The organism is Lysinibacillus sp. FSL K6-0232, from assembly GCF_038008325.1.
Taxonomy (GTDB): domain Bacteria; phylum Bacillota; class Bacilli; order Bacillales_A; family Planococcaceae; genus Lysinibacillus.
On record NZ_JBBOYW010000001.1, the window covers coordinates 2,883,127 to 2,896,900 of the forward strand.

The window sequence follows — 13,774 nt, forward strand, 5'->3', positions numbered from 1 at the left end:
AACCCTATTGTAATTGTGGAAACATGAACAGTGAGGAATTTCCTACTATAATATAAGTAAAAAAAATATCAATACTAATAATTGACGTACATGTCTCAAACAGTTACAATGGAGGTTGTGTAAAATAAACGCAGCAGTGGTATAAGCTTATAATTGTATTTTATTCCTCTATTTTAACCACAACAATGATTTTCAACAATGGAAAATAGATGGTGTATTGTGTAACCTAACGGCTGCATAGGCGAAAATACATGAAAATAAAATGCGTATAAGAATGGGTACTACTGGTTTTTGTTTTACAACAAAAAAACCAAATTTAAAGGAGGAGACAACAATATGTCTCGTTATACAGGTCCATCTTGGAAATTATCACGTCGTCTTGGTATCTCACTAAGCGGTACAGGTAAAGAAATCGAAAAACGCCCTTACGCACCAGGTCAACACGGTCCAAACCAACGTAAAAAATTATCAGAATACGGTTTACAACTTCAAGAAAAACAAAAACTTCGTCATATGTATGGTATGAACGAACGTCAATTCCGTACACTATTTAACCGCGCTGGTAAAATGAAAGGTGTACACGGCGAAAACTTCATGATTCTTCTTGAAACTCGTCTTGATAACTTAGTTTATCGTTTAGGTTTAGCTCGTACTCGTCGTGGAGCTCGTCAATTAGTAAACCATGGCCATATCTTAGTCGATGGCAAACGCGTTGATATTCCATCATACAGCGTAAAACCAGGTCAAACGATTTCTCTTCGTGAAAAATCTCAAAACCTTGCTGTTGTAGCAGAAGCAATCGAAGTAAACAACTTCGTACCTGACTACGTAACATTTGATGCTGACAAAAAAGAAGGTACATTCACTCGCCTTCCAGAGCGCTCTGAATTATCAGCTGAAATCAACGAAGCATTCATCGTAGAGTTCTACTCTCGTTAATCAAATTCTTCAGCTTCTTAAACCTCACAACCTTGGATTTCCAAGTGTTTGTGAGGTTTTTGTTTTATCCTATATTTATATCCCGCTGATTGAAGGTTTATTTTATTGTTAATAATTTTCACCGCATTATTTTCATTTCCTTCAACTATCAAAATAATAGTCACCATTTTGTTATAAAAATTTCATAAAATATAATACATTTTTGTACTGTAAAATAGCAATCATCACCCTTTATCCACCACCTTAACATTAAAAACCAAATATCAATTATGTACTATTCAGAAGCACCTCAAAATAGAACTGTTTTCTAAAAAATATATTTTACTTTTATAGTAAAACATTTATCAACCAATAAATTCATGTAACTATTTGCTAAAAGAGTTTTTTAATGCGCTAATTTTTTTGTAAAATAATACACTATTTAAATTCTTATTTTTGATAAAAATTTGAGTTGATGCTTACTGAAAAATAGACTACGATAAATTGCGAAAGGTGGTTCACCATCATTCAAGCAATAATAATTTTAAAGGGGTTGGACATATGTCAGACGTTCTAAAGCAATTTGTTATGCCGAAAACAAACTTATTTGGAGCTGGAGCAATTCAAGAAGTTGGTAATCGCTTAAATGATTTAGAAGTAAAAAAGACATTAATCGTAACAGATGAGGGCTTACACAAATTAGGCCTTTCTCAACAAATTGCAAACATCATTACAGCTACTGGAATTGATGTAGCAATTTTCCCGAAAGCCGAGCCAAATCCAACAGATCAAAATGTGGAAGATGGAGTTGCAGTGTACCATGCAGAAAATTGTGATTCCATTGTATCTCTTGGAGGAGGCAGTGCACACGATGCAGCAAAAGCTATCGGACTTATTGCTTCGAATGGTGGACGCATTCATGATTATGAAGGTGTTGATAAATCTCAAAATCCACTTGTACCGTATATTGCGATCAATACAACTGCTGGTACTGCAAGTGAAATGACTCGTTTCACAATTATTACAGATACAGCACGTAAAGTAAAAATGGCGATTGTGGATAAGCATGTAACACCTTTACTATCCATTAATGATCCAGAGCTAATGATTGGTTTACCACCTGCACTTACTGCAGCAACGGGTATTGATGCATTAACACATGCTATTGAATCATTTGTTTCGACAAATGCAACACCGATTACGGATGCATGTGCTGAAAAGGTACTTCAACTGATCCCTGAATATTTACCACGTGCCTATGCGAATGGCACTGATTTAGAGGCTCGTGAGCAAATGGTATATGCGCAATTTTTAGCGGGTATGGCATTTAATAATGCATCGCTTGGCTATGTCCATGCAATTGCTCATCAGCTAGGCGGCTTCTATAATCTACCACATGGTGTATGTAATGCTATTTTACTGCCACATGTTTGCCGCTTTAATGTAACAGCACGTACAGAGCGCTTTGCTCGTATTGCTGAATTATTAGGCGAAAATGTAGAGGGCTTAAGTAAGCGTGAGGCTGCTGAAAAAGCAATTACAGCGATTGAAAAGCTGTCTAAGGATTTAAACATTCCTAGCGGCTTCCGTGAATTAGGTGCAAAAGATGAGGATATTGAAATATTAGCGAAAAATGCGCTATTAGATGTTTGTGCAGAAACAAATCCTCGTAAAGCAACATTAGAAGATATTAAACAAATTATTAAAAATGCAATGGGTCCTGTTGCAAAGAAAGAGCAGTCGCTTGAAGCTGTGGCACTTTCTTAATAGAGTTATGTTCTAGGTGGGGAAATTTTCTCCACCTTTTTCTATGTTATGTAACGATAAGCTCATTGTCTATAGAGCTAACTCCCGTTATACTTTTCTTAAAAAAGGATAGGAGATAGCCTATGCGTTTAATTTCAATTTGTCCTAGTAATACAGAGCTTGTCGCCTATTTAGGGCTAGTCGATCAGCTTGTTGGTGTGGATGATTTTTCTGATTGGCCTATAGCAGTGAAAAATTTACCACAGCTTGGTCCTGATTTATCGATTAATATGGATGCACTTGAAGCATTGCAGCCTGATCTTGTACTTGCCTCTTTGAGTGTACCGGGCATGGAAAAAAATATTCAAGCATTGAAAGAACGAAACATTCCACATATTGTGTTTAACGCAAACTCCTTGGACGAAATCGCGCAAGACCTTCTTACACTTGGTAAGGTTTGCAATATGGAGCAGCGTGCACAAGCTGTTGTGCAGGAATATTTACAAACGATTGACAGCATGCAGCACATTGCACAAACAATTACAGATAAGCCCACGCTTTATTGGGAATGGTGGCCAAACCCTATTTTTACCCCCGGCAACATTAATTGGCTCACAGCAATTAGTGCAATCGCCGGCGGTATCAATCTCTTTCAGGATGTAGAATTGGCCAGTGTCCAAACGGATTGGGCAGATGTGGTACAGCGTAAGCCTGATTATATTATGCTGGCTTGGGTTGGTGTTGCTATTGAACGTATAAAGCCAGCCCATGTCTTAAAGCGTCCAGATGCCAAGGAGTTGCATGCCATCCAAAGGCAACAGCTATATGTCATGGAGGAATGGCTTTATTGTCGCCCTTCTCCCCGCCTTATTGAAGGGGCCATTAAGCTTGCAAAACTATTACATCCCAAGGCATATAAGCATATAGAATATCCAAGCTTCTTATAAAAAACAACATCCCACAATATACATGCGGGATGTTGTTTTTCGTATTGTATTTAGCCAAATTTCACCATATGGTATTTTTTCTTACCACGACGAATAATGCTAAATGCATCTTCTAAGCGATCTTTGCCATCTACTACGTATTGTAAATCTGTTACCTTTTCACCGTTTACACTAATTGCACCATTTGATACATCCTCACGTGCTTGGCGTTTTGATGATGAAATACCCGCTTCTACAAGAAGGTCCACAATGTTTTTATCCTCTTTTGCCATTTCAATAGAAGGAACATCTTTAAAGGCATCCTTCATTTCTTCCGCTGAAAGAGCTTTTAGGTCGCCTGAGAATAAGGCAGCTGTAATACGAATTGCCTGCTCTAATGCTTCTTGTCCGTGAATTAAACGTGTCATTTCCTCAGCAAGTGCCTTTTGTGCCTTCCGTAAATGCGGCTCCTCCTCTACAGAAACAGCTAATGCTTCAATTTCCTCACGAGAAAGGAATGTAAAGATTTTTAAGTATTTTACAACATCCGCATCCGCAGCATTGATCCAGAATTGGTAGAACTCGTATGGTGATGTTTTCGTGCCATCTAACCATACTGCACCACCTGCCGTTTTACCAAATTTTGTACCATCAGCTTTTGTCACTAAAGGAATTGTAATCCCAAAGGCTTTTGTTTCTTCCTCATGTGTTTTGCGAATAACCTCTAAGCCTGTTGTAATATTACCCCATTGATCAGAGCCACCTACTTGAATACGGCAATTGTAGTGATTGTATAAATGATTGTAATCAATACCTTGAATTAATGTATACGCAAACTCTGTAAACGAAATACCAGTATCAAGACGTGAAGCAATTGTATCCTTTGCGAGCATGTAATTCACATTAATTAATTTCCCGTAATCACGTAAAAACTCAATTGTGTTCATATTGCCAATCCAGTCACGATTATTGACAAGCTGTGCACCATTACCGTCTTCTGCAAAATCAAAAATACGCTCTAATTGACTACGGATACCTTGAACATTTTTATCAATTTGCTCTACCGTTTGTAATTGACGCTCTTCAGAACGACCAGATGGATCACCAATCATTCCTGTTGCACCACCAACAAGTAAAATTGGACGATGGCCTGCTTTTTGGAAGCGACGTAATGTTAACAGAGGAACAATATGTCCAATATGCATAGAATCTGCCGTTGGGTCTACGCCACAGTATAGAGAAACGGATTGCTCCTCTAATAATTTAGCCATACCTTCCGCATCTGTTTGTTGGTAAAGCAAGCCACGCCACTCTAAATCTTGTAATAATTCGTTTGTCATCTTGATTCCTCCTAAAATGGTTGAACTTTATCACGTGTAGGGGCTTGAATTGCAAATAAGATAAAAAAAGTCCCTACACGCAAACAATTGCATGCAGGGACGTTAAATCGACAATTAACGCGGTACCACCCAGCTTGAAGATGTGTCTACCATCTTCCACTTCATTCAACCGCCTTTATCGCAGGCGCGCACGTCTAAGCTCCAAGCACGTAATTCGTTTCTACACTATGACCAGTTTTCACCAACCACTGGCTCTCTAAACAGGGAGTATAGATACTACTGCAAGCTCTTCCTCACTAGAAAACTATACACATTATTCTATACGAATCTTTTTCAAAGTCAATAACTATGTTCCTACTAAAACAATATGTGCTATAATAAACAAGATTTTAGGAGGTCGATACATTGAAAGATAAGATTCAACAAATCAATGCAAAGATCGATGAATTACTAGAACGAACATGGATGAAGAGATTACGCATTTCAGGTAGTGTTACCTGGAACTTATTTTTACTATTTTTAGTCTTCGCATTGGTTGGTACTGTATTTGTCGGTTCAGTTGGTGCTGGTTATTTTGCTTCTCTTGTGAAAGATGAGCCATTACGCTCAAAAGAAGAGTTGCGAAATCAAATTTTTAGCTATGAGGAAACCAGTGAGATTTATTTTGCTAATGATATTTATATTGGGAAACTACGTACAGATTTAGATCGTCGTGAAACTTCACTTAGCAATGTTGCACCAGATGTTATCAATGCTGTTCTTGCAACAGAGGATGAATATTTTCGCGAGCATAATGGCATCGTACCAAAAGCGGTTATCCGCGGATTATTACAAGATGTCACAAACTCTGCTACACAGACAGGTGGCTCTACTCTAACACAACAGCTTATTAAAAACCAAGTATTAACAAATGAAGTATCCTATGAACGTAAAGCAAAGGAAATTTTACTTGCGATGCGTTTAGAGCATTTTATGACAAAGGAGGAAATATTAGAGGCTTACTTAAATATTATTCCATATGGTCGTAACTCATCAGGTCGAAATATTGCAGGTATTGAAACAGCCGCTGAAGGGATTTTTGGCATCAAAGCGAAAGAGCTATCACTTCCGCAGGCAGCATACATAGCTGGTATTCCACAAGCTCCATTTGCCTATACACCATTTACAAATACAGGTGAGCTAAAAAGTGAGGAAGCTTTACAACCAGGTATTGATCGTATGAAAACAGTGCTTTACCGCATGAAAGAAGCTGGTTATATTGATGATGCACAATATCAAGCAGCGCTCGACTACGATATTACTGCCGATTTCCGCGGACCAGAAATGCGTGCGGAGGATCGTTATCCATGGCTTACATATGAGCTTGAAAGTCGTGCAATAGATATTATTGCAGAAAAACTAGCACAAGAGGATGGTATTGATCCAGAGCGTTTAAAATCCGAAAAGAAACTAAGGGAAAAGTATAGAATCTTAGCTGATCGTGATGTTCGTTCGAAGGGCTATCGTATTTATTCAACGATTAATAAAGATATGTACGATGCTATGCAAAAAGCAGCGCAAAACTTCCAATATTATGGTCATACGTATACTGGAAAAGGCAAGGACCCTGTAACTGGTGAGGAAACTGATATCGAAATGCCAGTACAGGTAGGTAGTATTTTAATTGAAAACACAACAGGTCGAATTTTAAGCTTTGTCGGTGGACGAGATTTTAAAACAACACAAGTAAACCATGCCACACAAGCTTATCGTTCGAATGGTTCTACAATGAAGCCACTACTTGTTTATGCACCAGCGATTGAATATGGTGTAATTGGTGCAGGTAGCCCCTTAGTTGACGTAAGATTCTCCATCGGTTCATGGAGTCCAAGTAACTATATTGCAAGTGATGAACGAGGGATTATTCCTGCGCGTGAGGCTTTAGCAGACTCTCAAAATATTTCAGCATTACGTTTATATAATGACATTTTAAATAGACGTCCTGCTGATCTATTAGTCAAAATGGGCTTCAGCAAATTACATCCTGATGATTTCACAAACCTTGCAACAGGTATTGGTGCTTTACATGAAGGTGTAACTGTTGAAGAAAATACAAATGCCTTTGCAACCTTTGCAAATGGTGGACAGTTTATTGATTCCTATATGATTGATCGAATTGAAGATCAAGATGGCAATATCATTTATCAGCATGAGGTAGCACCTACCCAAGTGTTTAGTCCAGAAACATCGTATATCATTACAGATATGCTACGTGATGTTTTAACACAAGGAACGGGTACACTTGCACGAAATTCATTGAAATTCTCCTCTGATTTCGCTGCAAAAACAGGTACTTCTCAAGATTATAAAGATGTGTGGTTAGTAGGATATAATCCGAATATCTCTCTTGGTGTTTGGATGGGCTACGATCAGCCACGTACCTTATATGCATTTAATAATACGTATTCACAGCCTAGTGTTCGTGTTAATAGACTATGGGCAACACTGATGAATGCTGTTTACGATGTGGATCCACAATTTATTGATCCAGCAACAAGCTTTGCGAGACCGCCAAATGTCATCACTGCTTCATTCTGTGGTATTTCAGGCTTAGCACCTTCTGCAGCTTGTGCAAACGCTGGCCTTGTACGCTCAGATTTATTTAATGCGAAGGTCTTTGTCCCGTCACAGCCAGATAATAGCTTTGGCTCTGGAAGCGGCAGCGTTGTAACAATTAAAGGAAAAACATATAATGCGCTATCAAGTACACCTGCTGAATTTGTACGCTCTGGTGGTGTAGGTCTTAACCAAGACTTTATTAAACGAATGTTAGGAAGACTTGGTGGGAACCCTGCAAGCCTATTACCGAAAAATTCATCACTATCTACGTCATCTGTATCAGCAGCGGATTTCCCAGCAGATAGTAGCCCACCAGCGGCTGTAAGTGCTTCGATTAATGGCTCAAGATTGTCTTGGTCAGGTTCATCCAATGACGTTGTAGGCTATCGCATTTACAATGTAACAAATGGGGGCAAAACATTAGTAACCTCTGTCTTGGAGTCAACACAAAGCATTACTGTTGCTAGTGGACAAGCCTATGTTGTTGTCGCTGTTGATATTACAGGTTTAACCTCTGCGCAATCTAATGTTGTTTCTACAGGCGGTAGTGAAAACACGCCTGAGCCAGAAGAAAGTGAAGAGGAACAAGAACAAGAGCCAGATCAAGAAACACCACCACCTGCTGAGGGTAATGAAGGTGACACTGAAGGGAATGGTAACGGCTCTACAAATGGCAATGGGTCTAGTGATAATGGCAATGGCTCAAACCCTAGCAATAACAATGGAAATGGTGGTACAGCTAATCCTGAAGAAGGATCAAACGGAGGAAATACCAGCCCCCCTCCTCCTACTGATACACCAACTCAATAACAATCAATTACGCCCCAGCGTATAAACTGCATCCCAATTGTTAGACACATCTAACAATTGGCAGGTGCAGTTTTTCTATGGCTAAATTTAGTACAGAGGAAGAAGTTTTCTGTATCTATTGCTGACGCTTCGCTTTCGATACAAAAAGAATTTGCTGAACTAAGATAACCTACTACATTTCATCTTTAAATTGTAGTAGGTTGATTTTTTTGTCATGATAGAGAGGACTACTATTTTAAAGAGGTGGGCATATCATGAATATATTAGTTTTAGGAGGTACACGCTTTTTTGGTCAAAAGCTAGTGGAGCTCTGTCTTCAAGAGGGGCATCATGTTACCATTTTAACGCGTGGTCAAACGAAGCATCCGTTCGGCTCAAATGTACAGCAATTCATTGTTGATCGCAATAATAGCGAGGCATTAGCACAAGCACTTGTTAATTCAACATGGGATATTGTCTATGATAATATTTGCTATTCTCCAAACGAAGCACAGGTTATTTGTGAGGTATTAAAGGGGAAAACAAAAAAGCTTATCTTTACTTCTACACTGGCAACCTACGAGGTGGATGGCAAAATAAAAAAAGAGGAAGACTTCGACCCATTCCATTATCCAATTCGTATGGGACAGCGTGAAGATTTCTCCTATGGTGAGGGAAAACGACAAGCAGAGGCTGTTTTATATCAAAAGGCTACATTTCCTGTTGTTACTGTACGCTTTCCAATTGTAATGGGTGAGGATGATTATACACGACGTTTACATGTTCATATTGAGCGTATTTTACACAACAAGCCTATCACTGTAACCAATATTGATGCACAAATGAGCTATATTACAGACAAAGAGGCTGCCGCATTTTTATACTTTGCTGGAATGTATCCAATTGAAGGCCCTTACAATGCAACAGCAAACGGTACAATTTCATTAAAGGAATTAATTGCGCTTATTGAACAAGCCAGTGGTAAGCAGGCGAAAATTGCTCTTGTTGGCGGTGATCAGGCATCCCAATCACCTTATAATGTTCCTGCCCATTGGTATATGTCAAATACAAAAGCAACTACAGCAGGATTTACCTTTAGTCAGCTCCATGAGTGGCTACCTGAATTAGTAACAACCTTAGTAAAGCAGTTTCAATAATGCGCTAAAACATAAAGAATCTGCTAGATAACCAGCAGATTCTTTATACATTAAGGTAAAATGGTCTTTAAAATAGCTACAGCCTTATCGATTTCTTCCTTTGTTACTGTTAATGGTGGTAAAAGACGAATAACATTTGGCCCTGCGCTTACTAGCAATAAGCCTTTGTCTTCTGCTGTTGCAATCAAAGAGGCCACCTCTGTGTCACCACAGTCAATGCCTAATAATAGACCCTGTCCTCGAAGCGTATAATGAGAAGGTAACTGTGTTGTTAATTGTTCCATAAAATAGGCAGCCTTGTCTTGAACTTGCTGTAAAAATACTGGCTCAAAAACATGGCTTAACACAGCCTCCGCCACACTCATAGCAAGAGGATTACCTCCGAATGTAGTGCCATGTGTACCTGGACTAAATGTCGAATAAAGGTCTGCTACCCCAAGCATAGCGCCAACAGGGAAGCCACCACCTAAGCCCTTTGCCAATGTAATAATATGTGGCTTTAATACCGTTTGCTCAAAGGCGTAGCGTGTTCCTGTACGTCCAATACCTGTTTGTACCTCATCAACAATCAGTAAAATCCCTTTCTCATCACAAATCTTTGCAATAGCTGCTGCAAATGCTGGCGTAACATTATGAATGCCACCTTCTCCCTGAATCATCTCCAGCATAATAGCTGCGACAGAGTCATCTATCGCGGCTTCCAATGACGCAACATCATTAAATGGTAAAATCGTAAACTTTTCAACAAGTGGTCCAAAGCCATTATGTATTTTGCCTTGACCTGTCGCAGACATTGCTCCAAATGTACGACCATGGAATGATTTTTCAAATGTAATCATATGATGTTTGCCTGTATGCTTACGCGCTAATTTAATCGCGGCTTCATTAGCCTCTGCTCCGCTATTACAAAAAAAGGCATGAGCAAAATGTGTATTAGCGATTAATTGTTGGGCTACCTTTTCCTGACCAAGAATATCAAAAAGGTTGGATATATGCCAAAGCTTTTCACTTTGCGCTTGTACTGCCTGCACAATAGCTGGATGGGCATGACCAAGACTTACAACAGCAATGCCACTTGTAAAATCTAAGTATTGCTTGCCCGCAGCATCTTCTACAATCGTTCCTTGCCCTTTCACAATTTGTGCGCGACGTTGCCCATAGTTTCCAAATAAAGCACTCATTTTATCATCTCCACCATTATTTAAAATGCTTTTCTTATCACACTATACTTCAAGAGCTTATATATTATGAAGAACTTGAAGTGATAATTGTTGTCCCTACTAACGCTTCTCCTACAATTTGTACAGATGGAATACCTGCATGTAAACAATCAAGAGCACCTTGTACTTTTGGGATCATCCCTCCATATATATGCTCTTCCTCTATCCATTGTTCAATTAAGGCGGGTGTAGCTGTTGCTTGATATTCATCCTCAATACGAATACCACTCACATCTGTTACAAGCAATAGACTATCTGCTCCTACCGCTAATGCTATTTCACTTGCGACTGTATCCCCATTAATATTTAAAGCCTGTCCTTCTGTATTGGCTCCAACACAGGCAATCACAGGAACAATGCCTGCTTGTAAGAGCGCCTCAAGCAATGCTGTGTTGATAGCTTGAACAGCGCCCACATAGCCATAGGTATCTTTATCTAAAAAATCTGCTACCATTAGCTGACCGTCAAAGCCATTTAAGCCAATTGCTGTAATATTAGCGCTTGTTAATTCATGAACTAATGCTGGATTTACTTTCCCTATTAGCGTTGACTGGACAACTTCCATAGCGTCTTTAGTTGTCACGCGTATACCATTTAACGTATGTGACGTAATGCCTTGAGCAGCTAGTTCACGATTAATGGCAGGGCCGCCACCATGGGTAATAATAAGCTCTACACCACTTTCTTGAAGCCCTTTAAAGCTTTCAAAAAAAGCTTCATTCAAGCCCTCCAACGTACTGCCTCCAAGCTTAATAACCATACGTTTATGAGCGGTATGATGCATTGATTTGAACGTAGTCATATGTTAAATCACATCCCCAAGCATGCCCCTTACCTTCACCAATACCAAGGGACACATAGATTTTTACTTCATGCATTTTTAATATTTGAATCAACTCATCCTCTGAGAAAGGCACTGGCTCTCCATTTTCAACCATTGTAGCACCGCCTATTTGAATGGTAATTTTATCTGGATCAACTGTTGCACCACTGTACCCTACTGCCGCAATAATACGTCCCCAGTTGGCATCACAGCCGAATACAGCAGTTTTAACAAGTGGTGAGCCAACAACGGATTTAGCAATTTTACGTGCCTCCTCGTCTGACACAGCCCCTTCAACTTCTACTTCAATTAGCTTTGTTGCACCTTCGCCATCTTTTGCAATCATTTTTGCTAAATCTTCTGCTACTGTTTTCAATGTATAGTAGAAATGATGCCAATCTGGATGTTCAGGTGTTAGCGTAGCATTGCCCGCTAAGCCATTTGCCAAAACAACAACCGTATCATTTGTAGATGTATCTCCATCCACTGTAATCGCATTAAATGTTAAATTCGTAATATCAACAAGTGTTTTTTGTAAAACATCTGTTTCAATATTGGCATCTGTTGTAATAAAACCAAGCATCGTTGCCATATTCGGCTCAATCATGCCTGACCCTTTGGCTACACCAGCAATAATCACTTCTTTGCCATCCACAGTCGTACTGTAGCTTGTGTTTTTCATCACCGTATCTGTTGTTAAAATAGCCTGTGCAAAATCAATGGCACTTTCTAAACTATCCTTTGGCTCTAGCTTTTGAATACCTGCTGTTACTGGTTCCATCTTCATGATTTCCCCAATTACGCCTGTTGAGCAAACCCCTACTAAATTTGCGGCAATCCCTAATTTTTCAGCCGTGAGTTGTTGCATTGCTTGTGCATCTTGCAAGCCTTGTTTACCCGTGCAGGCATTTGCATTACCAGAATTCACAATCATCGCCTGCATTTTTTGTGTTGTGTAAACCACTTCTTTGGTTACTTTTAATGGTGCTGCCTGCACAGCATTTGTTGTAAAAACACCTGCAACACTAGCTGGAACATCACTTACTAAAAGCGCTAAATCCTTTTTTTTATGCTTTAAACCGCAGTGTAATCCTGCTGCCTTAAAGCCTTTTGGTGAAACAATATTTTTACTTGATAATTTTTTCATACTATTTGTGGATGTCGTCATGGTCATTCCATTTCCTCCTTCAATTGAAAAATCACAGTTGCTAAATAAAGAACGGTACAACATCTAGTCCTGTTGTTTGTGGTAAATCAAACTGAACGTTCATATTTTGGATTGCTTGTCCCGCTGCGCCCTTCACAAGGTTATCAATAACACTAACAATTGTGGCACGGTTTGTACGGCTATCCACTTTCACTAAAATATCGCAATAATTAGAGCCCTTTACACGATTAGTTGCTAAGCTATTACTATCTGTTACAACTCGAACAAATGGATGTTTTTCATAGGCTGTCTGTAAGCAAGCCACTAATTGTTCCTCAGTAATACCCGGTAAGACAGGTGCATAGGTTGTTGCTAAAATTCCCCGCGTCATCGGCACTAAATGTGTATTAAATGTAATGGTTGTATCTACATCCGCAAACATCGAAATAGCCTGTTCAATTTCAGGGATATGCTGATGCGTATTCATTTTATAAATCGAAAAGTTCTCATTTGTTTCACTAAAATGCGTTGCTTGTGATGGCTTATTACCAGCTCCTGAAATACCACTTTTTGCGTCAATGACTAAAAAGTTTGGATCAATTAGCTGTTCTTTTAATAATGGTAGCAATGCTAATAACACAGCCGTTGGGTAGCAGCCTGGATTTGCAATTAATGTTGCCTGCTGTATCGATGCTGTATTCCACTCTGTTAGACCGTAAACACTTTGCTGAATGCTTGTTAATGGTGCAGCTTTTTTGCCATACCACGTTTCATAGCTTGTAGGGTCCTTTAATCGGAAATCACCAGACAAATCAATTAGTTTAGGTCCTTTGCCTACTAATGGTGGTAATAGCTCACTTGTTACCCCTGAAGGTGTACTTGTAAACACAACATCATATTGCGTTAAAATATCATAATCAATTTTTTGTAATGGTGTATCAGCAATTTGGACAAGGTGCCCAAACTTGGAGGAAAAAACAACACCCTCTTCAGAAGATGTAAATAGCTCAATTTGCTCTACAGCTGAATGATTATGTAAAAATCGAATAAGCTCCAATCCACCATATCCTGTTGCTCCAACAATACCTACTTTCAATGCGCTCACCTCTG

10 protein-coding genes and 1 other annotated feature are annotated in these 13,774 nt (G+C 39.2%); of the genes, 5 read left to right on the plus strand and 5 right to left on the minus strand.

Annotated elements, in window-relative coordinates; all coding sequences use genetic code 11:
* Positions 1-336 precede the first annotated feature (336 nt).
* The 3 genes from rpsD to MHB42_RS14055 all read left to right on the plus strand — a co-directional run bounded on the left by rpsD (position 337) and on the right by MHB42_RS14055 (position 3,611).
* Positions 337-939, plus strand: coding sequence for a 30S ribosomal protein S4 (rpsD, locus tag MHB42_RS14045; RefSeq protein WP_340806938.1), 603 nt, complete (start codon positions 337-339; stop codon positions 937-939).
* Between the two features lie 540 nt (positions 940-1,479).
* Complete coding sequence (locus tag MHB42_RS14050; RefSeq protein ID WP_340806939.1) at positions 1,480-2,685, plus strand: iron-containing alcohol dehydrogenase; 1,206 nt, start codon at positions 1,480-1,482, stop codon at positions 2,683-2,685.
* 122 nt (positions 2,686-2,807) lie between these two features.
* Positions 2,808-3,611 carry a cobalamin-binding protein gene (locus tag MHB42_RS14055; protein ID WP_340806941.1) on the plus strand — a complete coding sequence of 268 codons (804 nt, stop codon included), beginning with the start codon at positions 2,808-2,810 and terminating at the stop codon, positions 3,609-3,611.
* A gap of 50 nt (positions 3,612-3,661) precedes the next feature.
* Here MHB42_RS14055 and tyrS read toward each other — a convergent pair whose 3' ends face one another.
* On the minus strand, positions 3,662-4,930 hold the full coding sequence (gene tyrS / locus MHB42_RS14060) for a tyrosine--tRNA ligase (RefSeq protein WP_340806942.1): 1,269 nt from the start codon (positions 4,928-4,930) through the stop codon (positions 3,662-3,664).
* Between the two features lie 92 nt (positions 4,931-5,022).
* Positions 5,023-5,233 (minus strand) — a binding site (T-box leader).
* Positions 5,234-5,335: 102 nt separating this feature from the next.
* Here tyrS and MHB42_RS14065 point away from each other — a divergent pair.
* Positions 5,336-8,338 carry a transglycosylase domain-containing protein gene (locus tag MHB42_RS14065; RefSeq protein ID WP_340806944.1) on the plus strand — a complete coding sequence of 1,001 codons (3,003 nt, stop codon included), beginning with the start codon at positions 5,336-5,338 and terminating at the stop codon, positions 8,336-8,338.
* 254 nt (positions 8,339-8,592) lie between these two features.
* Complete coding sequence (locus MHB42_RS14070) at positions 8,593-9,474, plus strand: NAD-dependent epimerase/dehydratase family protein (RefSeq protein WP_340806945.1); 882 nt, start codon at positions 8,593-8,595, stop codon at positions 9,472-9,474.
* A gap of 50 nt (positions 9,475-9,524) precedes the next feature.
* Here the strand turns inward: MHB42_RS14070 and MHB42_RS14075 are convergent, their stop codons facing one another.
* The 4 genes from MHB42_RS14075 to argC form a co-directional block, all read right to left on the minus strand.
* The gene (locus tag MHB42_RS14075) at positions 9,525-10,655 is read right to left on the minus strand and encodes an acetylornithine transaminase (RefSeq protein ID WP_340806947.1); all 1,131 of its coding nucleotides are present in this window, start codon (positions 10,653-10,655) and stop codon (positions 9,525-9,527) included.
* 64 nt (positions 10,656-10,719) lie between these two features.
* The gene (gene argB, locus MHB42_RS14080) at positions 10,720-11,496 is read right to left on the minus strand and encodes an acetylglutamate kinase (RefSeq protein WP_340806949.1); all 777 of its coding nucleotides are present in this window, start codon (positions 11,494-11,496) and stop codon (positions 10,720-10,722) included.
* Positions 11,459-12,691, minus strand: a complete 1,233-nt coding sequence (argJ, locus tag MHB42_RS14085; RefSeq protein WP_340806950.1) for a bifunctional glutamate N-acetyltransferase/amino-acid acetyltransferase ArgJ — start codon at positions 12,689-12,691, stop codon at positions 11,459-11,461. Before argJ ends, argB begins: the two co-directional genes overlap by 38 nt.
* A gap of 34 nt (positions 12,692-12,725) precedes the next feature.
* Entirely contained in the window at positions 12,726-13,760 is a 1,035-nt protein-coding gene (gene argC, locus MHB42_RS14090; RefSeq protein ID WP_340806951.1) for an N-acetyl-gamma-glutamyl-phosphate reductase, read from the minus strand.
* Positions 13,761-13,774 lie beyond the last annotated feature (14 nt).